Source organism: Pseudomonas nitroreducens TX1 (assembly GCF_000313755.1).
GTDB lineage: Bacteria > Pseudomonadota > Gammaproteobacteria > Pseudomonadales > Pseudomonadaceae > Pseudomonas > Pseudomonas nitroreducens_A.
In genome coordinates, this window is record NZ_AMZB01000138.1 from 250,742 (window position 1) to 276,855 (window position 26,114).

General features: G+C 66.2%; 24 protein-coding genes. 7 read left to right on the top strand and 17 right to left on the bottom strand.

All coding sequences use genetic code 11. The features are described 5' to 3' along the window. Window positions 1–39: 39 nt before the first annotated feature. The gene (locus C167_RS0131735) at window positions 40–1,563 is read right to left on the bottom strand and encodes an MFS transporter (RefSeq protein WP_017522345.1); all 1,524 of its coding nucleotides are present in this window, start codon (window positions 1,561–1,563) and stop codon (window positions 40–42) included. 158 nt (window positions 1,564–1,721) lie between these two features. Between C167_RS0131735 and C167_RS0131740 the strand changes: the two genes are divergently transcribed. Then, a complete protein-coding gene (locus C167_RS0131740) occupies window positions 1,722–2,612 on the top strand; it encodes a LysR family transcriptional regulator (RefSeq protein WP_017522346.1) in 891 nt (296 codons plus the stop codon). A 19-nt stretch (window positions 2,613–2,631) separates the two neighbouring features. On the opposite strand, the gene C167_RS0131745 is transcribed toward C167_RS0131740, so the two are convergent. After that, window positions 2,632–3,174: a hydrolase gene (locus tag C167_RS0131745; protein ID WP_017522347.1), complete on the bottom strand. Its 543-nt coding sequence runs from the start codon at window positions 3,172–3,174 to the stop codon at window positions 2,632–2,634. A gap of 37 nt (window positions 3,175–3,211) precedes the next feature. Further along, window positions 3,212–3,937 carry an energy transducer TonB gene (locus C167_RS33430; protein WP_017522348.1) on the bottom strand — a complete coding sequence of 242 codons (726 nt, stop codon included), beginning with the start codon at window positions 3,935–3,937 and terminating at the stop codon, window positions 3,212–3,214. Between the two features lie 201 nt (window positions 3,938–4,138). Between C167_RS33430 and C167_RS0131755 the strand changes: the two genes are divergently transcribed. Continuing rightward, entirely contained in the window at window positions 4,139–5,374 is a 1,236-nt protein-coding gene (locus tag C167_RS0131755) for a dienelactone hydrolase family protein (protein WP_017522349.1), read from the top strand. 29 nt (window positions 5,375–5,403) lie between these two features. After that, complete coding sequence (locus tag C167_RS0131760) at window positions 5,404–6,204, top strand: hypothetical protein (RefSeq protein ID WP_017522350.1); 801 nt, start codon at window positions 5,404–5,406, stop codon at window positions 6,202–6,204. A gap of 124 nt (window positions 6,205–6,328) precedes the next feature. On the opposite strand, the gene C167_RS0131765 is transcribed toward C167_RS0131760, so the two are convergent. From C167_RS0131765 to sbcD, 4 genes are all read right to left on the bottom strand, one after another. Next, entirely contained in the window at window positions 6,329–7,012 is a 684-nt protein-coding gene (locus C167_RS0131765) for a Dps family protein (RefSeq protein WP_017522351.1), read from the bottom strand. Between the two features lie 145 nt (window positions 7,013–7,157). Then, the gene (aac(6'), locus tag C167_RS0131770; RefSeq protein WP_017522352.1) at window positions 7,158–7,613 is read right to left on the bottom strand and encodes an aminoglycoside 6'-N-acetyltransferase; all 456 of its coding nucleotides are present in this window, start codon (window positions 7,611–7,613) and stop codon (window positions 7,158–7,160) included. After that, window positions 7,613–11,077: an SbcC/MukB-like Walker B domain-containing protein gene (locus C167_RS0131775; protein ID WP_017522353.1), complete on the bottom strand. Its 3,465-nt coding sequence runs from the start codon at window positions 11,075–11,077 to the stop codon at window positions 7,613–7,615. The genes aac(6') and C167_RS0131775 overlap by 1 nt, the downstream gene beginning before the upstream one ends. Beyond that, window positions 11,074–12,294 (bottom strand): exonuclease subunit SbcD, encoded by a 1,221-nt coding sequence (gene sbcD / locus C167_RS0131780; protein ID WP_017522354.1) that lies wholly within the window; start codon window positions 12,292–12,294, stop codon window positions 11,074–11,076. Before sbcD ends, C167_RS0131775 begins: the two co-directional genes overlap by 4 nt. Before the next feature lie 133 nt (window positions 12,295–12,427). On the opposite strand from sbcD, the gene C167_RS0131785 reads away from it, so the two are divergent. Then, window positions 12,428–13,792 (top strand): TAXI family TRAP transporter solute-binding subunit, encoded by a 1,365-nt coding sequence (locus tag C167_RS0131785; RefSeq protein WP_017522355.1) that lies wholly within the window; start codon window positions 12,428–12,430, stop codon window positions 13,790–13,792. A gap of 115 nt (window positions 13,793–13,907) precedes the next feature. Next, window positions 13,908–14,915, top strand: coding sequence for a nucleoid-associated protein YejK (yejK, locus tag C167_RS0131790; protein WP_017522356.1), 1,008 nt, complete (start codon window positions 13,908–13,910; stop codon window positions 14,913–14,915). Window positions 14,916–14,997: 82 nt separating this feature from the next. Here yejK and C167_RS0131795 read toward each other — a convergent pair whose 3' ends face one another. Beyond that, window positions 14,998–15,906 carry a hypothetical protein gene (locus C167_RS0131795; protein WP_017522357.1) on the bottom strand — a complete coding sequence of 303 codons (909 nt, stop codon included), beginning with the start codon at window positions 15,904–15,906 and terminating at the stop codon, window positions 14,998–15,000. A 185-nt stretch (window positions 15,907–16,091) separates the two neighbouring features. Between C167_RS0131795 and C167_RS33175 the strand changes: the two genes are divergently transcribed. Beyond that, a complete protein-coding gene (locus C167_RS33175; RefSeq protein ID WP_235154369.1) occupies window positions 16,092–17,018 on the top strand; it encodes a DUF4344 domain-containing metallopeptidase in 927 nt (308 codons plus the stop codon). Here the strand turns inward: C167_RS33175 and C167_RS0131805 are convergent. From C167_RS0131805 to C167_RS0131820, 4 genes are all read right to left on the bottom strand, one after another. Further along, window positions 16,999–17,934, bottom strand: coding sequence for a glutathione S-transferase family protein (locus C167_RS0131805; RefSeq protein WP_017522359.1), 936 nt, complete (start codon window positions 17,932–17,934; stop codon window positions 16,999–17,001). The genes C167_RS33175 and C167_RS0131805 overlap by 20 nt on opposite strands. Before the next feature lie 63 nt (window positions 17,935–17,997). Beyond that, on the bottom strand, window positions 17,998–18,303 hold the full coding sequence (locus tag C167_RS0131810; protein WP_037006437.1) for a GIY-YIG nuclease family protein: 306 nt from the start codon (window positions 18,301–18,303) through the stop codon (window positions 17,998–18,000). Next, window positions 18,300–19,001, bottom strand: coding sequence for a glutathione S-transferase C-terminal domain-containing protein (locus C167_RS0131815; protein WP_017522361.1), 702 nt, complete (start codon window positions 18,999–19,001; stop codon window positions 18,300–18,302). The genes C167_RS0131810 and C167_RS0131815 overlap by 4 nt, the downstream gene beginning before the upstream one ends. Window positions 19,002–19,074: 73 nt before the next feature. Next, window positions 19,075–19,557: a nuclear transport factor 2 family protein gene (locus C167_RS0131820; protein WP_017522362.1), complete on the bottom strand. Its 483-nt coding sequence runs from the start codon at window positions 19,555–19,557 to the stop codon at window positions 19,075–19,077. A 124-nt stretch (window positions 19,558–19,681) separates the two neighbouring features. Between C167_RS0131820 and C167_RS0131825 the strand changes: the two genes are divergently transcribed. Next, window positions 19,682–20,638, top strand: a complete 957-nt coding sequence (locus tag C167_RS0131825) for a GlxA family transcriptional regulator (protein WP_017522363.1) — start codon at window positions 19,682–19,684, stop codon at window positions 20,636–20,638. A gap of 111 nt (window positions 20,639–20,749) precedes the next feature. Here the strand turns inward: C167_RS0131825 and pcsA are convergent, their stop codons facing one another. The 5 genes from pcsA to C167_RS0131850 form a co-directional block, all read right to left on the bottom strand. Continuing rightward, window positions 20,750–21,445 (bottom strand): phosphatidylcholine synthase, encoded by a 696-nt coding sequence (gene pcsA, locus C167_RS0131830; RefSeq protein ID WP_017522364.1) that lies wholly within the window; start codon window positions 21,443–21,445, stop codon window positions 20,750–20,752. 420 nt (window positions 21,446–21,865) lie between these two features. After that, complete coding sequence (locus C167_RS0131835; protein WP_017522365.1) at window positions 21,866–22,642, bottom strand: amino acid ABC transporter ATP-binding protein; 777 nt, start codon at window positions 22,640–22,642, stop codon at window positions 21,866–21,868. A gap of 12 nt (window positions 22,643–22,654) precedes the next feature. Next, a complete protein-coding gene (locus tag C167_RS0131840) occupies window positions 22,655–23,752 on the bottom strand; it encodes an amino acid ABC transporter permease (protein WP_017522366.1) in 1,098 nt (365 codons plus the stop codon). Between the two features lie 22 nt (window positions 23,753–23,774). Beyond that, complete coding sequence (locus C167_RS0131845; protein ID WP_017522367.1) at window positions 23,775–24,959, bottom strand: amino acid ABC transporter permease; 1,185 nt, start codon at window positions 24,957–24,959, stop codon at window positions 23,775–23,777. A gap of 118 nt (window positions 24,960–25,077) precedes the next feature. Continuing rightward, window positions 25,078–26,106 carry an amino acid ABC transporter substrate-binding protein gene (locus C167_RS0131850; protein WP_017522368.1) on the bottom strand — a complete coding sequence of 343 codons (1,029 nt, stop codon included), beginning with the start codon at window positions 26,104–26,106 and terminating at the stop codon, window positions 25,078–25,080. Between the last annotated feature and the right edge of the window lie 8 nt (window positions 26,107–26,114).

Sequence of the window (26,114 nt, forward strand, 5' to 3'; positions counted from 1 at the left end):
ATGCGCCGTCGTCGAGAGCTGGGCGGATAAGCGCCGCTATCAGACTTCGGCTGCCATGGCCGGTATGCGCTCCCGGCCCAGCAACAAGAACACCAGCCCGGCAACGATGAAGGTCACGCCCGCGAGCAACTGCAGCACTCGGCTGAACACCGCCACGTAATCGCTGCGCAATTGCTCGGGCGCCAGCTGCGGCAGTTGCTCGACCACCGCCGCCAGGTTGCCGATGGCCAGCTGGTTGGCGCTCATCAGCCGATCCGCTGTGGGCAACCCCAGCGGCTCCAGCTGCGCCGCGATCAAGGTCGCCAACAACGCACCGACCACCGCGATGGCCACCGCGTCGGCGGACACCCGCACCGTGTTGAAGATGCCGGTGGCCATGCCTGCGCGCTCGCGCTCCACCACGCTCACCGCCAGCCCGTCCATCAGCCCCCAGGGCAAGCCGATACCAATGCCGATTACCAGCAACGGCGCATCCGGCGCTATGCCCGCCTCCAGGCTGCGTGCAAGCCAGAGCAGCCCGCTCGCTACGATCAACAGGCCCACCGCCGACAAGCTGCCTGCACTGAAATGCTTCGCCAGCAATGCCGCAACAATGGGCACCACCAGCAGCGGCGCCGACAACGCCAGCATGGTCCAGCCTGCCTGGAGTGCGCCCTGCCCCTCGATACCGATGAAACGCCCTGGCAGCAGCACGATCAAGACCACGTAGGCGAACGCCGGCGACGCGCCCAGCAACTGCACGCCGACGAAGCGCCATTGGCTGAACAGCGACAGGTCCAGCAATGGGCGCTCCACACGCCGCTCGATGACGATGAACGCCGCCAACAGCAGGGCGCTCGCTACCAGCGTGACAATGACTGCAACGCTGCTCCAGCCCTGTTCCGGCGCCAGCAACAGACCGTAGGTAAACAGGCTGAGCGCAGCGGTAAAGCTCAGGGCGCCGGGCCAGTCCAAGCCATGCGCCTGCGGGTCCCGCGTCTCGCGGCAATGGCGCACCACCACAGGCACCGAAGCCAGCGCGCAAACCGCTGGCACCAGGAACACCCAGCGCCAGCCCGGCCCATCGGTGAGCCAGCCGGCGAGTAGCGGGCCGAATGCGAGGCCGACGCCGAAGGTGGTGCCCAGCAGGCTGAACACGCGCGTGCGGATCGGTCCGTCAAACTCTTGTGCCAGCGCCGCCATGGCGGCGGCGAAGGCCGCCGAACCACCCGCGCCCTGTAGCAGGCGCAGCACATCGATGGTCGCCACCGAACCGGCCAGCGGAATCGCCAGCGTAGTGACGCAGAACAGCGCCAGGCCGACCAGCCAGACACGCTTGCGCCCGTACACGTCCGCCAGGCTGCCGGCCGCCATCATCGCCGCGCCGTAGGCCAGCACGTAACCGTTGACGATCCAGTTCAGCGCCACGGCCGAGCCGCCCAGTTCAAGGGCGATGGCTGGCAACACCACGGCAGGGCCGGTGAAGCAGAGAGGAATCAGCACCGCCGTCAGGCTGGCCGCGAGCAACAGCAGCCAGCGCGACGTGGCGGGCTGGTTTTCGGAAGTGTCGTGGGAAGGGTTCATGGTGGGTCCGCAATGATCCGAAGAAGACCCGCCGAACGCTACTCAACCCGGCATTGCGGAAAAACAGGCTAGGATTCCGAACAAAACGGACATCAGCGTCCGCAATCGAAGGTTCGCGACGCGGCACAATGGCCGCCCGCCCAAACGGACGCATGCACATGGACAGCCTCAACGGCCTTCGCGTGTTCCTCCAGGTCGCCGAGACTCTGAGCTTCGCCCAGGCCGCGCGCCTGCTCGGTCTTTCCGCCTCGGCGGTGGGCAAGAGCATCGCCCGCCTGGAGGAACGCCTGGGCGTGCGCCTGTTCCATCGCAGCACACGCAGCCTCAGCCTCTCCAACGAAGGCCAACTGTTTCTCAAGCGTTGCCGGCGCATCCTCGACGAGCTGGAAGCAGCAGAGCAGGAGCTGGCGCTGTCCACCCAGCAGGCCCGTGGCCGACTGAAGATCAGCATGCCGCTGGTGGCCGGGCTGCTGCCCCAGGTGCTGCCGGAGTTCCTCCGCTGCTACCCGCGCATCCAGCTGGATATCGATTTCACCGACCGCCTGGTGGACGTCATCGACGAGGGCTTCGATCTCGTGGTGCGCGGCGGCGAGCTGCGCGACTCGCGGCTCAAGGCGCGCAAGCTGGGCGACTTCAGCCTGCTGCTGGTGGCCGCCCCGACCTACCTGCGCCAGTACGGTACGCCCCGGCGCCCGGCGGACCTCAACCAGCATCTGTGCCTGCATTACCGCTACCCCAGCAGCGGGCTGGTGCAGCGTTGGCCGTTGAACCTCGCACCGGGCGAAACGGAACCGCGCCTCGACGGCGGGCTGATCTGCAACACCGCCGACATGCTGATCAACGTCGCCAGCCAGGGCATGGGCATCGCCTGCCTGCCCGACTTTGCGGTGCGCAGCGCGCTGAGCGATGGCCGCCTGGTGCAGGTGCTGAGCGAACACACCATGCACCAGGGCAGTTTCCACGCCTTGTGGCCGGCGGGTCGGCGCATGCCGCTGAAGCTACGGGTGTTCCTCGACTTTCTCGGCGACCGCCTGTTCGTCACCCGTTGAGGGTGGACTCACAGACCGATCAGCGGATGAACTGCTTGCTGATCTCGCGGAAGACTTCCGTTCCGGCGCGCTCCATCCATTCGAAGGCGACCATCTCCCGCGAGACGATCACCGCCCCGGCCTGACGCATACGCTCCAGCGCCAGCGCCTTGTCCTGCGGGCGGCGCGAGCCGACGGCCTCGTCCACCACATAGACCTGGCGATCCTCGGCGAGCAGCCCGAGCACCGTCTGCAACACGCAGACGTGCCCCTCGGTGCCACACACCACGAATTGCCGGCTATCGCCGCCAGCCATCTGCAACAGTCCGGGGTCGGTGACGGCAGAGAAAGCGATTTTCTCCAGCAATTCGCCCTCGGTCAGCTCGTCGCGCAGCGCCGGCAGCGTCGGACCGAGGCCCTTCGGATACTGCTCGGTGGCCAGAACCGGCACGCCCAGGCGCCGTGCGATGGCCAGCAGCCAGGCGCTGTGTTCCAGCACCGCCTCGTTGTCGTGGATGGCCGGGAACAGGCGCTCCTGGATGTCGATGATCAGCAGGCAGGAGGTTTGGGCGCGCATCAGCATGGAGAAATTCCTCGCAGGTCCAGCCCTGTTTTTGGGCTCAGGAGCGGGCGCTGTCAACACGCGCGCGACGCATTTCCTCGCCGAGCACCTTTCCGTAGACCGCTTCGGGCTGTTGCTGGCAGCGCTCCACGACGCGAGGCAGGGCGGCATCGAACCTGCGGTTCATGATCTGCGCTTCTTCCACGCCCATCTTTCCACTGAGGGAGGCCAGGAAGACTGCACCGCCCGTGAGCTTGAACGTGTCCATCTCGTCCATCGGCTTGTCGGGGGAAGCCTGGCGGAACGCCGCAACTTCGCGATTGATAGCGCTGCAAGGCTGACCGACCAGTGCGTGAATCGTTCGCTCCATCGACACGGCGGCTTTCTCCGTCTCAGTGGCGGGTACCGCATCGATTCCGCTTTCCACGGACTTGGGGTCGAAGTAGAGGGTTCGGCTGGCGGTGCGCGGCGCGGGATACTCGGCTGTCGGCGTCCAAGGCTGGAAGCGCCAGAATTTCACCCGCTCCTCCGCCACTTTGGCGAACGCCGGATGGCCCGCGTCGAGAATACGAACATGGGTGACTTCGCCGCTCGCCTCGACATCGAACTGCACCTTCACCGAGCCCGCAATTCCCGTCGGGCGCAGGTCCTCAGGATAGTTCGGTGCCACCATATAGCGGGGCACTAGTCGTGGCCCTTGCTCGGTCGGTGCGCTGGCGCAGCCCATCATCGAAGCCAGCATCAGCGCCACAGCAACGCGTGGCAGCATTTTTCCCTTCTCCATGAGCACCTTCCCGGGCAGTCCGTTATGACGAGGGCACGGATGGTAGCGCCGCCGTGCCGGAGTTTCCATTAGGCAGCGTGATGTGCAGACGGACCTAGGCCCGCTATCGATCAGTCGCATTCGCCACTTGGCAGGCGGTCCGCCAGCACGCACCCTATGCCGCCAGAACAACACAACAACGAGCCTGGGAGAGAAGGGAACATGGGCAAGAGCATCAGCATCGCCGCGCGTGACGGCAGTGGCAGCTTCAACGGTTATCTCGCGGTACCGGCCAGCGGGCACGGCCCCGGCGTGGTGATCGGCCAGGAGATCTTCGGCGTCAACGCCAACATGCGCAGCATCGCCGACAGCTATGCCGAGGAAGGCTACGTCGCCCTGGTGCCCGACCTGTTCTGGCGCCTGCAACCCAACCTCGAACTGGGCTACAGCGAGGCCGAATTCGGCCAGGCCATCGGCCTGTTCCAACGCTTCGACGTGGACAAGGGCGTAGACGACATTGCCGCTGCCATGGATGCCCTGCGCGCCCTCCCGGAAGTCGAGGATCGCGGCATCGGCTACGTCGGCTTCTGCCTGGGCGGCAAGCTCGCCTACCTCACCGCCGCGCGCACCGACGCTGCATGCTCCGTGGGCTACTACGGCATGGGCATCGAACAGATGCTCGACGAGGCAGCGAACATCAAGGGCCGCCTGGTGCTGCACTTCGCCGAGCAGGACGTGTACTGCGACGCCAACGCCCGCGCGGCCATCGGCGAAGTCCTCGGCAAGCTGCCGAAGGCGGAAATCTACAGCTACCCCGGCGTCGACCACGCCTTCGCCCGCCCGGGCGGCATGCACTTCGACAAGCCCGCCGCACTGATGGCCCATGAGCGCAGCATCGGCGCACTCAAGCGCGAGATAGGCCCGGACTTCGACCTGTCGCAGCTGTGGGAAGACCACATCCATCACGAATTCGCCGCCCGCGACGTGCCCGCCACCATGGCAACCATGGTCGCCCAGCCCTACGTCAACCATATCCCCACCATGACCGGCGGGGTCGGCCAGGACGAACTGGCGCGCTTCTACCGCAACCACTTCGTCCACGGCAATCCGCCGGACATGAAGCTGGTGCCGATCTCCCGCACCGTCGGTGCGCTGCAGGTAGTGGACGAGTTCGTCATGTGCTTCACCCATACCAGCGAAATCGACTGGATGCTCCCCGGCGTGCCGCCCACCGGCAGGTATGTGGAGATCCCCATGCTCGGCGTGATCCGCTTCCGTGGCGACAAGCTGTGCCACGAGCACATCTACTGGGACCAGGCCAGCGTGCTGGTGCAGATCGGCCTGCTCGACCCCGCCGGGCTGCCGGTGGCCGGAGTGGAGACAGCGAAGAAGCTGCTCGACGAGAGCCTGGGATCGAACACCCTGATGACCAAGTGGAAGGACAGCGAAGGCCGCTGATCCTCCTCGATGAACCCAAGGAGCACCCGATGTATCCCATAAGGAAATGGACCTGCGCCGCGCTGCTCGCCCTTGCCGGCAGCGCCGGCGCGGCGGAGCGCACCGCGCAACCCTGCGATGACGCCACCTTGCAGACCCTCGCCGGGCAGCTCGGCCAGCAAGGCTGGCAGGCGCCGGGGGCCGCAGCGGAAGGGCCGGTGATCGCCGCCGCCTGCAAGCCCTGGCCGGACGATCCGCAGTTGCAGGTGGTAGCCGTCGCCTACCGCGCCGCTGGCGATCAGGCCGAGCCGGGCGAGCGCAACCTGAACCTGCTGGTCGGCCAGCTCGACACCAGCAGCGGCAAGCTGGTGACGCGCAGCGACGACAGCATTGGCGAAGACGCCATGGTGGAAATCGACAGCTCCAGCCTGTGGCTCGACACCGCGCGCTATCGCCTGTCACCGGAGGTGCGCGGCTTCGGCCTGGTGATCGGCAGCGTGGCGCGCGGTGCAAGCTGTCCGGACGCCTGGTCCTATGACGACTTCAGCCTGTACGCGCCGCAGGGCGACACGCTCAAGGCGGTGTTCCGCACCTACCTGCGGCAATGGACGACGCTGGAAGGCCAGACCTGCAGCAACGAGCGCACCGTGATCGAACGATCGCAACTCACCTTGTCGATCGGCCAGGAAAACCATCACGGCTATGCCGACCTTATCGTCAGCGCGAAGGTACAACGCGAGCAGGAAGGCAACGACGTCGGCGCGCCGAAGACGGTGCGCACCACCGTCACCTACGACGGCACACGCTATCCGTTCGAGGAGTTCTCCACCTTCTGGCAGAGCCATCCCTGAGCGTAGGAGCGGACTCCGTCCGCGATGGGTGTCCGGCGCGCGGCGATCCAGGACCTGCCGGCAGGCAAGAAAAAACGCCGTGGCCCATTCGGGACACGGCGTCATGGAGGACTGACCGTACCGATCAGTGACCGGTGTTGTCCCCGCGGCGGCTGGTCTCGAAGAGGAACCAGGTGCGCTGCTCGGTCTCGTCGATCCAGTTCTCGATCAGGCTGGCGGTGGCGATGTCGTGGTACTCGTCACACAAGTCATGGACCTCGCGCATGTAGGAGGTCAGCGCTTTGTTGTCCTCCTGCAGCTCGGCGAGCATGTCCAGCGGCTGGACGAATTCGGCGTCGTTGTCGAGGATGCGCTTGAGCTTGGCGATGTGACCAATGGAGCGAATGCTGTTGCCGCCGATCTTTCGGGTGCGCTCGGCGATGGCGTCGGTCATCGCGAAGATTTCGGTGGCGTGATCGTCCAGCAGCAGGTGATAGTCGCGGAAGTGCGGGCCGCTGACATGCCAGTGGAAATTCTTGGTCTTCAGGTACAACGCAAAGACATCCGCCAGCAGGCGGTTGAGCGCAGCCGACAGATCGCGGGTGGCATTCTTGCTCAGGTCCGACGGAGTGGCCAGCGCAGGGGCGCGGCGCGGAGCGGCTTTTGCCGCGGCGGCTTTTGCTGCGGTGGGTCTGGCGGCAGCGGCCTTGGCAGCCGCCGGTTTGGCGGCGGCAGGTTTTGCGGCAGGTTTGCTGGCCGCTTTGGCAGCCGGCTTCGCGGCGGGCTTGGCCGCTGCGGGTTTCTTCGGAGCCGATGCGGATTGCTTCATCTCAAATCACCTCTACGAAAGATCACGATACCTGTGGGTGCCGACTCGGGCGCGATTGGCTGAGTTACGCGGTCTTGAGCCTATCTCGCCTGGCGTCGATTGCAAGTTGACAGCACTGCCGCACTCGCGTTCCGCCTGATATGGATCAATCGTGGAGCGGCTTTCTGAAGTACACGACACGCTCGGTTTCGACGAAACCCAGGGCGCGATGCAAGGCATGGCTGGCGGTGTTGTCCAGCGCCGCGTCGGAAGCAAAATCCACACAGCCGCGTGCACCACCCCAGGCCTGTACTGCGCGTACCAGAGCCCGCGCCACGCCTTGCCGGCGGGCGTCCTCACGCACGTAGATGCCTTCGAGAAACAGCACGGGCGACCCTTCCGTGCCATTCACGTAATCGCGCCGCACCGAGGCTTCCGCAAGGCCCAGAGCCCTGCCCTTTTCATCGCGCGCCAACCACGCACCGAAGCGTTGCGGATGCGCGAGAATATCGCGCGCCTCCTCGAAGAACTCTTCCGCGTGATCGCCTGGCCAGAGTTGCAGGCGCAGGTCGACCCAGTCGGCCAGATCGTTCTTTTCGCAGTGGCGCACAGGCATGTCCATCAGCCTTTCTCCTGCTCGATTCGCTCTGGGTTGAAACGGAAACGTGCGTCGAGCTGGCTGTACCCCATGCCGACGCCCTTGTGCACCTTGAGCTGCACCGGGATACGCTCCTTCAGCGCCTCGACGTGGCTGATCACGCCGATGGTCTTGCCGCTGGCGTTGAGGCTGTCGAGGGCATCCAGCGCGACCTCCAGGGTTTCGCCGTCGAGGGTGCCGAAGCCTTCATCGAGGAACAGCGAGTCGATGCTGGTCTTGTGGCTGACGAGGTCGGACAGCGCCAGCGCCAGCGCCAGGCTGACCAGGAAGCTCTCGCCGCCCGACAGCGTCTTGCAGTCGCGCGCGGTGTCGCCCTGCCAGGTGTCCACCACTTCCAGTTCCAGCTCGCCGTCGCTGCGCCGCGCCAACTGGTAGCGACCATGGAGGCGTTGCAGTTGGCGATTGGCGAGGTGCACCAGGTGGTCGAGGGTCAGGCCCTGGGCGAAGCGTCGGTAGCGCGCGCCATCGGAGGCGCCGATCAGGCTGTTGAGACGCTGCCAGAGATCGTGTTCCTCCTCTTGCCGGGCGATTTCCGCGAACAGGCTCTGCTGGCTGGCGCGACGGCTGTCGTCGCCTTGCAGCTGGGCGCGAATCTCGCCCTGGCGCTGACCGAGTTCGCGCAGCTGCGTGACAAGCGCCTGCAACTGCCGGTCGAGTTCTTCCAGCGGCAGTTCGCCATGGGGTTCGGCCTGCAGGCGCTCGACGTCCTGCGCGGCGGCCGCACGCAGGGTGACGGCCTCGGTGATCGCCGTTTCCAGACGCTGGCGCAGCTGGCTGAGTTCGCTGCGCTGGGCATCGTCCAGCAGCGCGGCGAGGTAGGCCGTCTCGTCGGCGAAGGGGCTCGCGGCCAGTGCCTGCTGCCAGCTCGACTGGCGCTGCGCAAGGCGCGCCTGCTCCTGCTCCAGCCGTTCGGCCAGGGACTGCTCACGCCCCTGCAAGGCATCGGCCTGGCGCTGGGCGGCGGCCAATTGCTCCTCTGCCTGCACCAATGCCTGTTGCGGTGCTGCCTGCATCACCAGCGCCTGACGCGTATCGAATCCGGCAGCCTGCCAGCGCTGCTGCCAGTGCGCGGCGATCTGCTGCGCCGTACGTGCAGCCTGTTCGGCATCACGCTCGGCGGCGGCCAGTTCCTGACTGCGCTGCTGGTCCTGCTGCCATTGCTGCCATTGCGCCGTGCGCTCGGCCAGCCACTGCTCGCCGTCTTCCGGCATGCCGTAGCCCAGTTCGCCCAGGGCGGCGGCGAGTGCCTGGTCCTGCTGTTGCAGATCCGTGCGCTGGACCGCGAGTTGCTGCGCGCGCTCTTCCTGGCGCTGGCGTTCGTGGGCCCGTTGCTGGTCGAAGAGCGCCAGCTGCTGCGCCGCCGCGGCGTGATCGCGCTCTGCGCGCTGGCGTTGCTGCTGCGCCTGCTGAAGCTGGGTCCGTAGCGCTTCCAGCACCGTCAGTTGCTGCTGCAAGGCAGCCAGCGAGGCCTCATGGCGCTCGCGCTCGGCACTGAGCTGCTGGTCGTCGTCAAGCGCGACCCCCTGCGCTTCACACTGTTGCTGCCACGTCTGCTGGTGCTGCGCCAACGCAGCCTGGGCTTCGTCCAGCTGACGCTGCCCCTGCTGCAGTTGCGCATCCAGTTCGGCCAGCTCGCCACGCAGGGCGATGCCCTGGCTTTCCAGCTCGGCCAATTGCTGGCGCGCCTGCTCCAGCGCCTGCTGAGTAGAGGACACATCCAGCGCCTGGTAGGCCGCCACCGCCGGGTGCTCCGGCGAGCCGCACAACGGGCAGGCCTCGCCGGGCTGCAATTGCGCGCGCAGGTGCTCCAACTGGTGAATGCGCTGATCCTGCTGCAGGAGTTTTTCCTTGTCCGAGACCCGCTGCTTGGTCGCCTGATAACGCTCACGCAGCGCGACGATGGCCGAGTCGCGCTCGGTTTTTTTCCGACGCAGCGTATCCAGCTCCGGCTGCCATCGCGCCAGCTGCGCAGTGGCCTGGGCGCGGGCCTGGGCCAGTTGCTCGAGGCGGTCGAGCCCACGGCTTTGCAGCTGTGCGTGTTGCACACGCTCGCGCAATTCACCTTCGCTGGCGCCACCGAGCAGGGCATCGAGCTGCTGCTGATGCTGGCTTTCCTGCGCTCCAGCCGATTCGAGCTGCTGCTGCATGAAGGCGACATTGCCTTGCAGCGTCGCGCGCTGTGCGGTCGCTGCCTGCAAGGACAGGTCGGCCGTCTGTGCCTGCCGCTGCAGGTCGGCAATGGCCTGCGCAAGACGGGAGCGCTGGGAGAATTGTGCGCGCCAACCGCCGAGCAGCTCGCCCAGCCTGGCACGCTGCGGATGTTGCGCCAGACGCGCCTGAAGCGCCTGCCGCTGTTCGCTGACGGCCTTGTATTCGTCCTCGCGCGCCACCTGTGCCTGCTGCGCGTATTGGCTGGCTGCCCACAGGGCCTGGGCGATTTCCTCACGGCTGACGGCCTGCTGCAAGCGGTTGTCTTCCCGCGCCGTACGGCATTGCTCGACACTCTCGTGGCTGCTGCGCCAGGCCTGGTGCAACGGCTGCAGGCGCGCGGCGGGCTCGCTGTCTGCCAGGCGTTGCAGATCAGCTTGTGCCTGCTCCAGCGCCTGGCGCGCGCTGGCCTCTTTCGCGCCGGCCTGTTCCACCTGTTGCTGCGCGCGGGTCAGGTCTTCGCGCCAACGGCGTTGGGCCTGGACGGCCGCATGCTGGGCCTGCAAGGCAGCTTCCTGCGTGGCGGCGTCACGGCCCTGCTGTTCCAGTTCGCCGCGCTGTTCGGTGCTGAGCAGTTCGAACCCCTCGGAGCGCGCCTTGAGCTGATCGAGCACGCTGCGCATCTCCCGCGTGCGCTCGAACACACGCTGGGAAATCAGCCCGTAGATTTCCGTGCCGGTGAGTTCTTCCAGCAGCTCCGCGCGCTGGTTGGCGTTGGCTTCGAGGAAAGCGGCAAAGCCGCCCTGCGCCAGTAGCATGGATTTGGTGAAGCGCTCGAAGTCCAGGCCCGTGAGCGTCTCGGTCTGCTTCAGCTTGTCGTTGATCTTGTCGGTGAGAATCCGCCCCTCACCTGTGGTGCGGTCGATGCGCACCAGTTCCACCTTCGGCGCCTGCAACGCGCCCTCGGCCTTGTCGCGCGCGCGCCGCTGGCTCCAGAAGGCTCGGTAAGGCTGGCCCTTCACCTCGAACTCCACCTCGGCGAGGCAGTCGGCGGTGTGGCGGGTCATCAGCTCATTGCCGCTCTGCGACAGTACGCTCATGCGCGGCGTGCGGTGGTAAAGCGCGAGGCAGATGGCGTCGAGCAGCGTGGTCTTGCCCGCCCCGGTGGGCCCGGTGATGGCGAACAGGCCATTGCCGGCGAAAGGCTCGGCGGTGAAGTCGATCTTCCACTCGCCCTTGAGCGAGTTGAGGTTCTTCAGGCGCAGGCTGAGGATCCTCATGGGCGCTCCTCCTGCAGGTCAGCGACGACCTGGCGGTAGAGTCCGGTCAGGCGCTCGCGCAGCGGCGCCTCCAGGTCCTCGGCGTCGAGGCGCTGGCGGAACACATCCTCGGGGCTGAGTTCGTCGAGGGTTTCCTTGGCCTCGCTGAACAACGCTGCCTGCCCGGCACCGCGCTCGCGGCGGGTGCGCAGGACGATCACCGGCAGTTCTTCGCAGAGTTTCTCGACGCGCAGCTGGATGTCGCTCAGGTAGTCGTCGGTGTGCACCATGACTTCCAGCCAGACCGGCCGCTCCACGCTGCCTTCGCGGGCGACGCGGGCCAGTTCGGCGGGCAGTTCGGCGAGGCTGCCGGACACCGACTTCAGCGGCTGGAAGCGTGGCACCGGCAGCGCGGTGACGCTGCGCAGGCCGCTGTCATCCAGGTCCACCAGCAGCACTTCCTTGCCCTGGGTCGCTTCGTCGAAGCTCAGCGCAATGGGCGAGCCGCAGTAACGGATGTGCTCCAGGCCGCCGACCTTCTGCGGCCGGTGGATATGGCCGAGGGCGATATAGTCCGCCGCCGGGAAGGCGCTGGTCGGGAAGGCTTCCAGGGTGCCGACGTAGATTTCCCGCACCGATTCGCTGGCGCTGGCGCCCACCGTGGTGAGATGGCCGGTGGCAATGATCGGCAAATGCCGGCCGAGTTTTTCGCGCTGCGCCTCGGCGCGCTCGAACAGCTCGCGGTAATGCGCCTGGATCGCCTGCTGCAGGGCCAGCTGCTTGTCCTGCGCACTCTGTCCGGCTTGGCTGGTGAGCACGTCGCGCGGGCGGATAAAGGGGATCGCGCAGAGGATGGCGCCGGGCTGGCCGTCACGTTGCGGCAACACCAGCAACTGGCGGTCGAGGTCGGTGCCGACGGCGGCGATCACCTGGGTATCCAGACAGGCCAGCAGGTCGCGGGACTCCTCCAGCATCGCCACCGAGTCGTGGTTGCCGCCCAGCACCACCAGTCGCGCGCCGGTGTCGCGCAGCTCGACGATGAAGCGGTTGTACTGCTCGCGGGCATAGCTGGGCGGCGCGCCGGTGTCGAACACGTCGCCGGCGATGATCACTGCGTCCACGGCCTGCTCGCGCACCTGTTCGACCAGCCAGGCGCAGAACGCCTGGTGCTCGGCCTCGCGGCTCTTGCCCATGAAATGCTGGCCCAGGTGCCAGTCGGAGGTGTGGAGAATGCGCATGCCCTGAAGTCCGCAGCCGTGTTTCGAGGCTTGCGATGATAGCGGTTTGCGCCTTGCCGATGGCGGATTCGCCGGCCGCCCTCGCCCAGGCTGGCTATCTTTTCAGAACGGAACGCCGCCACAAGGACTCCCCATGCAACGCCTTCTGAACATGCTCAAGGACCTCGCCATCCTGGTGCGCGCCAACCTCTGGCTGGTGCCGGTGCTGGCCGCACTGGTCGCCGCGGTCTTCTACTTCGTCGCCCCGCCGCCGCCGATGAGCGCCACCCTGGCCACGGGCGCGCCGGGTGGCGGCTACGCAGTGTTCGGCCAGCGGCTGAAGGAGGAGCTGGCCAAACAGGGCTTCGACCTGCACCTGGTGCGCACCGCAGGCTCGCGGGAGAACCTCGGCAAGCTGCTGGACGGCAACAGCGGCGTGGACCTGGCGCTGGTGCAAAGCGGCCAGGAACTGCAGCTGGAACCCGAAGAGCGCGCCCACCTGCAGACGCTCGGCGCGGTATTCCAGGAGCCGCTGTGGCTGTTCCAGCGTCGCGAGGCGAAGATCGATCGCCTGGCCGACCTGCTCGCCCTGCGCGTCGCCATCGGTGGTTCCGGCAGCGGCACCCAGGCGGTGACCGAGGCCATCCTCGAGGCCAACGAGATTCCCACCGATCCGCTGCCCGCCGGCTGGCAGGCTCGCGGCGGCAATGCGGTGGCCAACCAGTTGCTGGCCGGCGAGCTGGACGCCGCCTTCTTCGTCGGCCCGGCAGAGAACCCGTTGATCCAGCGCCTCGCCGCCAGCCCGGACCTCAAGCTCACCGGCTTTCGCCGCGCCCATGCCTATGAGGCGCGAATTCCCTTCCTCAAGCGCGTGGAGGTCAGCGAAGGCCTGCTGAACCTGGCGCAGAACGTGCCGGACCAGGACCTGGCCACCCTGTCGCCGGTTGCTACGCTGGTGGTCAATGGCGACTTCCACCCGGCGCTCACCCCGCTGATCCTCGAGGCGGCGCGCACGGTGATGAAGAGCGGCAGCCTGCTCGATGCGGCGGGCGCCTTCCCCAGCGCCGAGCCGCGCACCCTGGCGCTGCAGGAAGACGCCGAGCGCTACTACAAGAGCGGCCCGCCGCTGCTGCAGCGCTTCCTGCCGTTCCGCATCGCCTCCCTGGCGGACCGCTACATCATCCTGCTGATCCCCTTCATCGCCATCCTGATTCCGCTGTTGAAATCCATCGGTCCGCTGTACCGCTGGCGCATCCGCGCACGCATCTACCGCTGGTACCGCTACCTGCGCGAGATCGACCGGCGCCTGGACGAGCGCACCGGCAGCGCCGAGCTGAGCACCGAGATCGAGCGCCTGGAGCAGCTGGAGGCCGAGCTGGCCAAGGTCGAGGTGCCGCTGTCGTACTACAACGAGCTGTACGAACTGCACCTGCACCTGAACTACGTGATCCGCCGCCTGCGCCAGCTGCGCCGCAACCGGCGCGAGCGTGACGAGGGGCTGGTGCCGACGGCGGACTGATCGGCGTCGCGCATCGCGCCGGCTTGTCGGGTAAACTCTGGCGTTTTCCAATCCGCCCGCCCCGCCGCCGCATCGATGCGCGCGGCGCCGCCGGCACTGAACATCCGGGTCCGCCATGCCGATTCGCCACGCCATCGTCCACCTGATCGACAAGAAGCCCGACGGCAACCCCGCCACGCTGCACGCGCGCGACGCCGAGCTGGGCGACTCCCAGGCCATCGAGAACCTGATGGCCGACCTCAACGAGAGCTACAACGCCAAGCCGAACAAGGCCTGGGGCCTGTTCCAGGGCGAATCCGGCGCCTACCCGTTCAGCGGCTGGCTGACCGAGTACCTGGATGGCGGCAAGGATTTCGTCGCCTTCTCCAAGCAGGCAGTGGAGCACCTGAAATCGCTGATGGAAGAATCGAATCTGTCCACCGGCGGCCACGTACTGTTCTGCCATTACCAGCAGGGCATGACCGACTACCTGTCCATCGCCCTGCTCCACCACAGCGAAGGCGTGGCGGTGACCGAGTCGCTGGAAGTGACCCCCTCGCGCCACCTGGACCTGGGCCAGCTGCACATGGCCGCGCGGATCAACATCTCCGAGTGGCAGAACAACAAGACGTCCAAGCAGTACATCTCGTTCATCAAGGGCAAGGGCGGCAAGAAGGTCTCGGACTATTTCCGCGACTTCATCGGCTGCACCGAGGGCGTCGACGGCCCGAGCGAGACCCGTACCCTGCTCAAGGCCTTCAGCGACTTCGTGGAAAGCGAAGACCTGCCCGAAGAACAGGCCCGCGAGAAGACCGACGTGCTGGTGGACTATGCCACCAGCCAGGCCAAGATCGGCGAGCCGATGGCCCTGGACGCGCTCTCCGAGCTGATGGACGACCAGGCGCCGCGCGCTTTCTACGACTACATCCGCAACAAGGACTACGGCCTGTCGCCGGAGATCCCGGCGGACAAGCGCACCCTCAACCAGTTCCGCCGCTTCACCGGCCGTGCCGAAGGCCTGTCGATCAGCTTCGAGGCGCACCTGCTGGGCAGCAAGGTGGAGTACGACGAGGCCCGCGACATGCTGATCATCCGCGGTCTGCCGACCCAGCTGCAGGACCAGCTCAAGCGCCGCAAGGACTGAGCCCCGGTTGAAACGAAAAGCCCGTCTCGCGACGGGCTTTTTTGTGCGTACGGGAACTGGCACTTCCTGCGGGCGGGTCTGATCAGCAGGCCCAGTCGATCTTCATGTCGCGGAAATCCAGCTGGGCGTTGCCGGTGCCGAAGTTGTACCCGCCCAGGTATTCCTCGAAACCGATGTAGTAGGCGCTGACGTCCGGCATGCCCTGCACCGGGCGCATGGTGCCGCCGATATGGTTGGGCTGGTGGCCCTGGCTCCAGGCGTGCTCCCGGTAATTGTCGCGATGAATGTCATCGTTCTCCCAGTAGTAGAACAACTGGTAATCGGTGCCACCGTACTCGTCGGGCTGGATCCCGGCGTTGGGGTCGCTGGCGCGCGGCGACCAGCGCAGCAGGTAGCGCGTCTCCAGTCCCGGTTGGGGAATGCCGCCGAACAGCCCGAACAGGTAGTCGCCCTCCTTCATGGTGGTGTCGAAGGTGCTCGCCGAGCCCGATGCCAGCCACTGCGGCGCGGCTGTCTGCGCCAGTAGCGGATTGCCCGCAGGCAGTCGTGGCGGCTGGCAGGCGGCACCGTTGAATTCCGCTTCGGTCAGCAGGATCACCGCATAGGCGCCGCCGAGAATATCCTCCATGCGGTGCAGGCGCGGGTGGCTGGCGCGGCCGGCTTGCCAGAACGGCAGCAGATCTGGATCGGCCGGCGGCTGTTCGCCCGGCGAGACAAGCTGCTCGGCAATGCCATCGACCGAGTTCGGGCCGCCGTCGTTCTGGTCCGGCGACAGCGAGAAGAAACTCAGCGCAACGATCTCCGGCCCGTGCACCCGATAGTCCTCGGGCAGGCGCAGGGTGAAGCCGTGCATCAGCGGGTAACCGGTATCCGGGTCCAGCGGCCATTGTTCGGGCGTAATACCCGGCGGCAGGCCGAAGCACCAGCCCTGGAGCTCCTCCCCGGCGGCAGGCGTTGAATATTTCAGCAATTCGATATCGTAGGCGTGCATGCGCGGCGTCCCTTCTCGTGCATTGAGTGTTCGGCAATGAGTGTCGTGCAAGGAGAGATGGACGATAGACTCCCGCGCCAGACGCCTCAAGCGACCTGCGCACAGTCTTCCGACAAAGCACCCCACAGCCCCCGCGTTGCGGCTGCTAGAGTCAAATCAGGCGCCTCTCGCTCGCGGTGGCCGCCATGTCCGCCTTGCATGCTCTCCCTGTCGCTGCGTCTCCGCTCTCCGGGCTGCCCCGGCCGCACTGCTCATGCTTCGCACTGCTGTTGCTGTTCTGTACCCGCCTGCTTTTTGCCGACCCCACACCGCAGCCACTCACACCGAATGTCGCGCGCTTCGTGCTGGCCAACGCCGAGTTCAGTGTGATGCACGAGATGGGGCACGTGCTGATCGCCGAGTACGACCTGCCGGTGCTCGGGCGCGAGGAAGATGCGGCGGACCAGCTTGGCTTCATCCTGCTGTTTCACCTTTACGCCAAACTACCGCGTGACGAGGTGGACGCGCGCCTGCTGGACATCGCTGACTACTGGCGGCTGGAATGGCAGACGCCCAAGCCGCCACCGGACCAGGTACTGGCGTGGGACAGCCACCCGCTGGACGAGCAGCGCTACTACAACATCGCCTGCCTGCTCTACGGCAGCGACATGGTACGGCTGGACTGGCTGCCGCCACTGATCGGCCTGCCCTATGAGCGGGCGGTCTACTGCGACCAGGAATTCCGCCAGGCGAGCAAGGCGTTCGAATGGATCCGGCATACGCGACGTGCGTCCTCGATTCAGCACCACGCGGCCTGGCGCCTGAGCTGGGACGCGCCGTCGATGAGTCCAGCGGAAGCCGGGCCGCTGATCGCCCTGCTGCGCGATGGCGACCACTTGCAACTGATGGTCGACGAGGTCTTCCGCCTGTTCCGCCCGCCGCGCGCGCTGAACATTCGCCTGGTCAGCTGCGGCGCGCCGGACGCCTGGTACAACAGCAACAGCGGGGAAATGGCGCTCTGCTACGAGCGCCTGCAACACTTTCGCGAGATGGCCGAGAACCTGCCGCGCCTGCGTACGCCGGTGACGCGGCAGTGTCCCGGTCCGGCCGGACTCAGGCCTGGCGGATGCTGAAGCCGATGCGTGGGAAGTGTACGTGCACCGTGCCGGCGCGCTCATCTTCGCGACGCAGGACCAGGCTCTCCAGCCCGACGTGCAGCAATTCGCCTTCCACCGGGTCGCAACCGTAGTCGGTGGCGGCGATCGCCACGCGCTGGCCGGCCTCGAAGCCGTTGGGATCGACGAGGGTTTCCTCCGGCAGTGCCGCTGGCTGGCTGTCGCGGGCCACGGCAATGGCGTCCTCGGCGCTCATCTCGCTGGACGCGCCGTGGCCGAAGCCCAGCACGCGGCCAAGCCAGGCGGCGACCGACGGGTAGTCGTCCACCAGCGGCGCGGTGACCGGCGTGCCCTTGAGGAACCACAGGCAGTGGGCCAGGGCGAAATCGGCGATGGAGGGCTCGCCGAACAGGAAGTCGCCTTCTTCTCGCGCCAGTTGCTGTTCGACGCGCGCCATGAAAGCCGGCCACTGATGCTTGGCCTGCTCGGCCGGCAACCGGCTGGCGGTGCCGCCGCTGAACAGCCGGCTGCGGTCGGCGACGAAGGCCTGGAGGAACTGCGGCGGCAGCTTGCCAAAGCGCATGGCGATGGATTCGGGCTGGAACACCAGGCTGACGGCGTGCTGGAAGATCACCGAGTCGGCCCACAGGGCGAAGCTCGCCGAGGTGAACTCGTGGCCCTCGGGGAACAGCGCGGGCACGGCCTTTTCCTGCTCCAGTCGACGGGCGATCAGCGCGGTGTCGCAGTAGATGTCGGCGCCGACCTGCAGCACCGGCGTCTTGCGGTAACCACCGGTAAGGGCCATGAGGTCCGGCTTGGGCATCAGCGGCGGGATGGTTACCGAGCGCCAGGACAGCTGCTTGAAGCCCAGCATCAGACGCGCCTTTTCGGCGAAGGGCGAAGTCGGGTAGTGGTGCAGGATCAGCTCGGACATGGGGGGCTCCAGCGGCCGGAAGGTGGTCCGGCAGCTTAACCCGTACGTAGGATGAGTCCTACCTCATCCCTCGGATGGCACGACATCCACGGCGCTGATGGTGAAGGGATTGGCCAGCACCAGGCGCTCCTTGGCCTTCTTGGTCAGCGCCTTGATCGCGCGCTCGCGGCGCAGGGCATCGCCCTTGCCGGGGCAGGCCTCGACATAGACCAGCGCCTGGGCCGGGCTGGAATGGAAGAAGCGCGCGCCCTTGCCGGTGCGATGGGTTTCGAAGCGCCGTTGCGCGTCGTCGCTGATACCGCAATACAGCGCGCCGTTCTCGGCGCGCACCAGGTAGACGAACCAGGGCTTGGGCTCGGCGGCGGTCACGACGCCCACACCCGCGCCTGCATACGGTCGCAGTAAGCGACCAGGCGCTCGTAGCTGCGCGCCATATCGTTGAGAGGGGTTTCCAGGGTGCTGAGGACGAGGTTGGCCAGCACACCGTAGGTCGCGGCATCGGCGCTGCACGGCTGGGCGCCGCCGAAGTACGGCAGGTCGCCGAGCATGCCGTCCAGGGCTTCGAGATCGTCGCGGGCGAAGCCCAGCAGTTCCTCGCGGCTGTGGCGCAGCAGCCCGCGGCCCTTGAGGTCACCGCGAATCTTGCGCTGCAGCATCGCACCCACCAGCGGCCGCAGCGGCGCGGGCACGCTACGCAACATCACGTCCTTCACCTGACGGAAGCCCTGCTCGTCCAGCCAGCGGAAGTACACCAGCAACGGCACCAGGTGCTCGTCGCACAGGCGAGTGATCGACACCGCCCAGCCACGACCACGGGCGTCGAGGCCGGCATCGAGGTCGAATTCGTAATACTGCTGCAGCGTACGCATGATGATCGCCGTGTCGGCGACAGCCTTGCCGTCCAGCATAATGAACGGCAGCTTGCCCTTGGGCCCTTTGCGCGGGTCCATCACGTGCTTGATCTGGTACTCCAGCCCGGCGAGGCGCAGGAAGGTCTCCAGCTTCAGGCAGAAAGGGCTGACATTGGGTACGTTGAAGGCGGGCGGGAACTGGAAAAGTGTGATCATGGCGGCGTCCGGCTCTCAGTCGCCTGTCATTTAAGCCTATCCCGCCGTCACGGGCGAGCCCGAAAGCCCGCGATCAGGCCTTCCCCACCCGTTGTGCGCGGTACGCCGCGAGGCTTTTCGCGGCCTGGGCGCGGATCGCCCGCTGCACCGGCGGCGCCCAGCCCAGCAGGGCGCCCTTGGCGCCCAGGGCCTGGCGCGACCACTTCCAGAGGTCGAAGCTGTCCACGTGCTGACAGATCAATCCGTCGCGGAAATGGAAATGTGCCTGGATGTGATTGATCACTTTCCGCCCCGTCTGGGTGAAGGTGTAGGACGCCACCCAGCGTGCCGAACCGCGTGTCGCGTCGGCCTCGACGCCCTCGTAGGTCAGCGAGAAGTCCTGGGCGCGGGCGGTGAGCATGCGCCACATGTCGCCGGCCTCGGCGCCGCGCAGGTCGGTGAAGACCGGGTCGCTGAACTGCACGTCGGCGCTGTAGCAGGCGACCATGGCCTCGCCGTCACGACGCTGGAAGGCCTGGTAGAAACGTTCGATCAATTGGGCGTTGGGGTGGGCCATGGCGGGGCTCGCGTCGGGAAGGGTGGTCGAAGTATCGGGACTGGATCGACTGGACACGATTGGCAATATCGACAACATTATGATCAATAGCGCCATCTCAGCCGCCAGCAGAAAGCGAGACGCCATGTTCAGGATAGCCCTGTTCGTCTGCCCGCAAACCCTGTGCTCCAGCCTTGGCCTGGCCATGGACAGCTTCCACCTCGCCAACCGCCTGGCCGGCGAGCGCCGCTTCGAGGTGCTGCGGGTCAGCGCAGATGGCGCGCCGGTGGCGTTGCCCTTCGGCCGCGTGGAAGTGGAAGGCGGGCTCGATATTGCCGAGCGTTGCGACCTGCTGCTGATTCCCGCCACCGGTGCGGATATCGACACCACCTTCGCTGCCAATCAACAGCTGCTCGACTGGCTGCGCCGCGCGCCCGCCAGCGTGCAGTTGGGCAGCCTGTGCAGCAGCGCCTTCCTGCTGGCAGAAGCCGGCGTACTGGACGAACGCCGCGCCACCACCCACTGGGCGCTGGAAGCGGCGTTCCGCCAACGCTATCCCCAGGTGCGGCTAGACATCGACGCCCTCTGCACCGACGACAACGGCTGTCTCTGCTCCGGCGGCGCACAAGCCGGCCTGGACCTGTGCCTGTACCTCATCGAGCGCCATGCCGGTGCAGCCCTGGCCCGCCGCGCGGCGGCAACCCTGGTGTTCGAACATGGGCGCGGCCGCCAGCGGCGCTTCACCCCGCTGCTGCCTGACCCGCTGCCCGCCGGCTCACCACTGCAGCCGCTGCTGCTCTGGTTGGAAGACAATTACGCGCAGCCCTTCGACCTCGCCAGCCTGGCGCAGCGCGTGCACTGCTCCACGCGCACGCTGTTACGGCGCTTCCGCGAGCAGGTTGGGATGTCGCCGAACGATTACGTGCAACGCCTGCGCATTGCGTCGGCGCAGGAGGCGCTGGGTGATCCGGCACGTTCGCTGGAGCGCATCGCCAGCGATGTCGGCTATGCCGACCGGGCGAGCTTCGCGCGCTTGTTCAAGCAGGTATGTGGGGAAACGCCGGGGGCTTTCCGGCAGAGACTGATGGGGCGGCAGGCTTGAAACCCGGGGGATGACGGGGTGGCTGTAGGAGCGAGCTTGCTCGCGAACCGCCCAACACCGGCGACGCCGGAGAAGCCGTTCGCGAGCACGCTCGCTCCTACAAGAAGAGCATCAGTGGAACCACTCCATGGCCGTGCGCCACACGCAGACGCCGACGAAGTAGGCGGAGGCGGCGAACCACAGGCCTAGCAGCCAGGGTTGGTCCACCGGATGCTGGAGGATCAGCAGCGCACTGCTGAGCATCCAGATGAAGGTCACGGCGATGTTCAACGGCATGAACTGGCGCACCCGGAAGGGGTGCAGGAACTTCATGCGGGTCAGGGTCAGCGCAGCAAGCACCAGCACGGTGACGAAGCTCACCCAGGGATGCAGGTCGAGCACGAAGAAGTACACCGCCACCACGTTCCACGCCGCCGGGAAGCCGACGAAGTAGTTGTCCTTGCTCTTCATGTTGACGTTGCAGAAGCAGAACAGCGAGGACACCAGGATCACCCCCACCGCCAGCAGTTCGGTGTGCACCGGCAGCGGCACGTAGCGATAGATGAAGATCGCGGGGATGAAGACGTAGGTGAGGTAGTCGATCACAAGGTCCAGGGTCGAGCCGTCGAAGTGCGGCAGCACCGCCTTGACGTCGAACTTGCGCGCCAGGGTGCCGTCGAGGCCGTCTACCAGCAGCGCCACGCCCAGCCACAGCAGGCAGGCCTGGGGCTTGTTGTCGACCAGCGCAAGGAGCGCGAGCAGCGCGAGGATGACACCGCTGGAAGTCACCGCATGGGCGCTCCAGGCCTTGGCTTTGCTCAGGTTCATTGGCGATAGGATCAGGTTCACGTCGGCTCTCTTCCTTTGGACGGTGGATGCAGGGGAGCTACCTCGAACGGTAGTCCATCCCTGACGAACCACTGCACATGGGAACACCGGGGAGGCGGCCGAGTTCAGCCGGTTTTTCTCACAGCGCACCGTGCGGCGGTGGAGTCAGCAGCATACGCCGTAGGGGGCTGGACGTGCCATCGGGGGAAACGAGCGTTATAAAGATGAAAGTACGGAGTGTGCGGGTGGCCCCTCTCCCCCGCCCTCTCCCTGAAGGGAGAGGGAGTTTCCGTGCAAACGGACGTGTTCCGCGTCCAATCATACATTCGCGTCAGGCTTACTCGGGAACCATCGCTGGCACGGTCCAAGTCCCCTCTCCCTTCAGGGAGAGGGTTAGGGAGAGGGAACTCCAATGCCAAATCAGTGCAGGATCTGGCTGAGGAACAGCTTGGTGCGGTCCGACTGCGGGTTGTCGAAGAACTGATCCGGCGGCGCCTGTTCGACGATCTCGCCCTTGTCCATGAAGATCACCCGGTTCGCCACGGTGCGCGCAAAGCCCATCTCGTGGGTCACGCAGAGCATGGTCATGCCGCTCTGCGCCAGGCCGATCATGGTGTCGAGCACCTCCTTGACCATTTCCGGGTCAAGCGCCGAGGTGGGTTCGTCGAACAGCATGATCTTCGGCTTCATGCACAGCGCGCGGGCGATCGCCACGCGTTGCTGCTGGCCACCGGAGAGCTGGCCGGGAAACTTGTTGGCCTGTTCCGGGATGCGCACGCGCTCCAGGTAGTGCATGGCGACCTCCTCGGCCTGGCGCTTGGGCATCTTGCGCACCCACATGGGCGCGAGGATGCAGTTCTGCAGCACGGTCAGGTGCGGGAACAGGTTGAAGTGCTGGAACACCATGCCGACTTCACTGCGGATCGCCTCGATCTGCTTGAGGTCATTGGTCAGCTCGGTGCCGTCGACCACGATGCTGCCCTGCTGGTGTTCTTCCAGGCGGTTGATGCAGCGGATGGTAGTGGACTTGCCCGAACCGGACGGCCCGCAAAGCACGATGCGCTCGCCCTGCTTGACCTCCAGGTTGATGTCCTTGAGCACGTGGAACTGGCCGTACCACTTGTTCACGCCCTTCATGGTGATCATCACGTGATCGCCGATGGCCGGCTGTGCGGTCTTTTGGGTGGCTTCAGACATGACGATTCACTCCTAACGCTTGTGGCCGGTGTCCAGCTTGTGCTCCAGGTGCATGGAGTAGCGGGACATGCCGAAACAGAAAATCCAGTAGACGACCGCGGCGAACACATAGCCTTCGGTGGCCATGCCCAGCCAGGCCGGGTCCGCGGTGGCGCGCTTGATGCTGTTGAGGAAGTCGAACAGACCGATGATGATCACCAGGCTGGTGTCCTTGAACAGCGCGATGAAGGTGTTGACGATGCCGGGGATCACCAGCTTGAGCGCCTGCGGCAGGATCACCAGGCCCATGGTCCGCCAGTAGCCCAGGCCCATGGCGGCCGCGGCCTCGTACTGGCCCTTGGGGATGGCCTGCATGCCGCCGCGCACCACCTCGGCGATATAGGCGGCCTCGAACAGCACCACCATCACCATGGCCCGCAGCAGCTTGTCCAGGTTCATCCCCTCGGGCAGGAACAGCGGCAGCATCACCGAGGACATGAACAGCACGGTGATCAGCGGTACGCCGCGCCAGAACTCGATGGTGGTGACGCAGATGACCTTGATCGCCGGCATCTTCGAACGCCGCCCGAGGGCCAGCAGGATGCCCAGCGGCATGGCCCCGCAGATGCCGACCGCGGCGATCACCACGGTGAGCATCAGGCCGCCCCAGGCGCTGGTCGGCACGGTCTCCAGGCCGAGGAAGCCGCCGTGCAGCAGCCAGTAGGCCAGGATCGGCAGCGCCACCAGGAAGCCCAGGCCGTACTTCACCTTGTAGGCAAAGCGCTTGAGGAACAGCGGCGCCGCACCGAACACCACGAAGAGCACGGTGAGGTCCACGCGCCAGCGCAGTTCCTCGGGGTAGAAGCCGTACATGAACTGGCCGAAGCGCGAGCCGATAAACACCCAGCAGGCGCCCTCGCGGGAGCAGTCGGCGCGGGTCGTGCCGGTCCAGTCGGCCTTGATGATCGCCCACTCCAGCAGCGGCGGCAGGATCAGCCAGACCAGGTAGATACCGACCAGCGTCAGCAGGGTGTTGAACCAGCTGGAGAAAAGGTTGGCGCGCAGCCAGGCGAGCACGCCCACGCTCATCGCGGGGGGCGGCAGGTCGGGCTTGAAAGTATGAGTAGTCACGGGTTTCTGCACTCCATACCGATCAGCGCTCGACCAGCGCGATGTGCTTGTTGTACCAGTTCATCAGCAGCGAAATGCTGATGCTGATGGCCAGGTACACGCTCATGGTGATGGCCATGGTCTCGATGGCCTGGCCGGTCTGGTTGAGCACCGTGCCGGCGAACAGCGAGACCATGTCCGGGTAGCCGATGGCGGCGGCCAGCGAGGAGTTCTTCGCCAGGTTCAGGTACTGGCTGGTGAGCGGAGGGATGATCACCCGTAGCGCTTGGGGGATGATCACCAGGCGCAGCGTCTGTCCCGGACGCAGCCCCAGGGAGCCGGCCGCTTCGGACTGGCCGTGGCTGACCGCCTGGATGCCGGCGCGCACCGTCTCGCCGATGAAGGCGGCGGTGTAGACCGACAGCGCGAGCACGATGGACACCAGCTCCGGTATCACCACCCAGCCGCCGCGGAAGTTGAAGCCCTGCAGCACCGGCACGTCCCAGTGGAACGGCGCCCCGGCCACCAGCGACACCAGGCCCGGCAGCAGGATCAGCAACGCCAGGCCGCTGAGGAACACCGGGAAGGCCTTGCCGGTGGCATGGCGGCGGGCCTTGGCCCACTTCCAGATCACCGCCCAGCCCACGATGGCCAGGATCACCGCGACGATGAACGGACCGAGACCATCGGCGGCAATCGGCGCGGGCATCTGCAGGCCCCGGTTGTTGATGAAGAACAGGTCGCCGAAGCTGATGCTCTGCCGCGGATTCGGCAGCGGGCCGAGCACGGCGAAGTACCAGAAGAAGATCTGCAGCAGCGGCGGGATGTTGCGGAAGGTCTCGATGTACAGGGTCGCCAGCTTGCGGATCAGCCAGTTGGGTGACAGCCGCGCCACACCGAGGATGAAGCCCAGGATGGTGGCGAAGACGATGCCGATCACCGTGACCAGCAGCGTGTTCAGCAGGCCGACCATGAACACCCGTCCGTAGGTGTCGCTTTCGCTGTAGTCGATCAGGTGCTGCGAAATGCCGAAGCCGGCGCTGTGGTCGAGGAAGCCGAAACCGGACTGGATGCCGCGATGGGCGAGGTTGGTCTGGGTGTTGTCGAAGAGGTACCAGCCGACCGCCAGGACGAAGATGACGGCGATGATCTGGAATGCCCAGCCGCGCACGACGGGATCGTTGAGCGATACCCCCCGCGGGCGCTGGGCCTTGATGGAATTCTGCATGTAAGCCCTCTCGCAAGCCGCGCCGGGCGGGCACGGGCTACGCCCGCGACCGCCCGACAGGCTTCACGTCGTTCGAAACACTCCGGCGCCCACACTCCGGGCGCCGGAACGGGTCAGGTCAGCGCACCGGCGGTGCGTACTGCAGACCACCCTTGTTCCACTGGGCGTTGAGGCCACGCTTGATCTTCAGGTCGCTGCCGTCGCCGACGTTGCGGTCGAAGATCTCGCCGTAGTTACCCACTTGCTTGACGATCTGTACCGCCCAGTCCTTGGGCAATTTGAGGTCCTTGCCGTAGTCACCTTCGGCGCCGAGCAGACGCGCGACGTCCGGGTTCTTGGTGCTCTTGGCCTGTTCCTCGACATTCTTCGAGTTGATGCCCAGTTCCTCGGCGTTGAGCATCGCGAAGAGCGTCCAGCGGGCGATGTCGAACCACTCCTCGTCGCCCTGGCGCACGGCCGGGCCGAGGGGCTCCTTGGAGATCACTTCGGGCAGCACCACATAATCGTCCGGCGCGGCCAGCTTGATGCGCTGCGCGTAGAGCTGCGACTGGTCGGAGGTCAGCACGTCGCAACGGCCGGACTCCAGCGACTTGGCGCTCTCGTCGGAGGTGTCGTAGGTGATGGGGGTGTACTTGAGGTTGTTGGAACGGAAGTAGTCGGACAGGTTGAGCTCGGTGGTGGTGCCGGCCTGGATGCACACGGTGGCGCCATCGAGTTCCTTGGCGCTGGAGACGCCGAGCTTCTTGTTCACCAGGAAGCCCTGGCCGTCGTAGTAGGTCACGCCGACGAAGTTCAGGCCCATCGCACTGTCGCGGGAACTGGTCCAGGTGGTGTTGCGCGAGAGGATATCGATCTCGCCGGACTGCAGCGCGGTGAAGCGCTCCTTGGCGGTCAGCGGGCTGTACTTGACCTTGGTCGCGTCGCCGAACACGGCCGCCGCCACGGCGCGGCAGACGTCCACGTCGATGCCTTTGTACTGGCCCTTGGCGTCGGCGTACGAGAAGCCGGGAAGACCGTCACTGATACCGCACTGCACGTAGCCTTTCTTCTTCACTGCATCCAGGGTGGCGCCGGCATGCGCGAGGCCGCTGATGCCGAACACGGCGGCGGTGGTCAGCACTGCCAGGGTGGATTTCACCATCTTCATCGATCTTC

What these genes read in the sequence shown, in the direction of transcription:
- C167_RS0131795 (WP_017522357.1), bottom strand. Translation starts at nt 15,906, where the DNA reads ATGCACGCCTACGATATCGAATTGCTGAAATATTCAACGCCTGCCGCC.
- C167_RS0131740 (WP_017522346.1), top strand. Translation starts at nt 1,722, where the DNA reads ATGGACAGCCTCAACGGCCTTCGCGTGTTCCTCCAGGTCGCCGAGACT.
- C167_RS0131805 (WP_017522359.1), bottom strand. Translation starts at nt 17,934, where the DNA reads ATGTCCGAGCTGATCCTGCACCACTACCCGACTTCGCCCTTCGCCGAA.
- yejK (WP_017522356.1), top strand. Translation starts at nt 13,908, where the DNA reads ATGCCGATTCGCCACGCCATCGTCCACCTGATCGACAAGAAGCCCGAC.
- pcsA (WP_017522364.1), bottom strand. Translation starts at nt 21,445, where the DNA reads ATGAACCTGAGCAAAGCCAAGGCCTGGAGCGCCCATGCGGTGACTTCC.
- C167_RS0131845 (WP_017522367.1), bottom strand. Translation starts at nt 24,959, where the DNA reads ATGCAGAATTCCATCAAGGCCCAGCGCCCGCGGGGGGTATCGCTCAAC.
- C167_RS0131820 (WP_017522362.1), bottom strand. Translation starts at nt 19,557, where the DNA reads ATGGCCCACCCCAACGCCCAATTGATCGAACGTTTCTACCAGGCCTTC.
- C167_RS0131735 (WP_017522345.1), bottom strand. Translation starts at nt 1,563, where the DNA reads ATGAACCCTTCCCACGACACTTCCGAAAACCAGCCCGCCACGTCGCGC.
- C167_RS0131815 (WP_017522361.1), bottom strand. Translation starts at nt 19,001, where the DNA reads ATGATCACACTTTTCCAGTTCCCGCCCGCCTTCAACGTACCCAATGTC.
- C167_RS0131825 (WP_017522363.1), top strand. Translation starts at nt 19,682, where the DNA reads ATGTTCAGGATAGCCCTGTTCGTCTGCCCGCAAACCCTGTGCTCCAGC.
- C167_RS33175 (WP_235154369.1), top strand. Translation starts at nt 16,092, where the DNA reads ATGTCCGCCTTGCATGCTCTCCCTGTCGCTGCGTCTCCGCTCTCCGGG.
- C167_RS0131765 (WP_017522351.1), bottom strand. Translation starts at nt 7,012, where the DNA reads ATGAAGCAATCCGCATCGGCTCCGAAGAAACCCGCAGCGGCCAAGCCC.
- C167_RS0131745 (WP_017522347.1), bottom strand. Translation starts at nt 3,174, where the DNA reads ATGCTGATGCGCGCCCAAACCTCCTGCCTGCTGATCATCGACATCCAG.
- C167_RS0131755 (WP_017522349.1), top strand. Translation starts at nt 4,139, where the DNA reads ATGGGCAAGAGCATCAGCATCGCCGCGCGTGACGGCAGTGGCAGCTTC.
- C167_RS0131775 (WP_017522353.1), bottom strand. Translation starts at nt 11,077, where the DNA reads ATGAGGATCCTCAGCCTGCGCCTGAAGAACCTCAACTCGCTCAAGGGC.
- C167_RS0131835 (WP_017522365.1), bottom strand. Translation starts at nt 22,642, where the DNA reads ATGTCTGAAGCCACCCAAAAGACCGCACAGCCGGCCATCGGCGATCAC.
- C167_RS0131850 (WP_017522368.1), bottom strand. Translation starts at nt 26,106, where the DNA reads ATGAAGATGGTGAAATCCACCCTGGCAGTGCTGACCACCGCCGCCGTG.
- sbcD (WP_017522354.1), bottom strand. Translation starts at nt 12,294, where the DNA reads ATGCGCATTCTCCACACCTCCGACTGGCACCTGGGCCAGCATTTCATG.
- C167_RS33430 (WP_017522348.1), bottom strand. Translation starts at nt 3,937, where the DNA reads ATGGAGAAGGGAAAAATGCTGCCACGCGTTGCTGTGGCGCTGATGCTG.
- C167_RS0131785 (WP_017522355.1), top strand. Translation starts at nt 12,428, where the DNA reads ATGCAACGCCTTCTGAACATGCTCAAGGACCTCGCCATCCTGGTGCGC.
- C167_RS0131760 (WP_017522350.1), top strand. Translation starts at nt 5,404, where the DNA reads ATGTATCCCATAAGGAAATGGACCTGCGCCGCGCTGCTCGCCCTTGCC.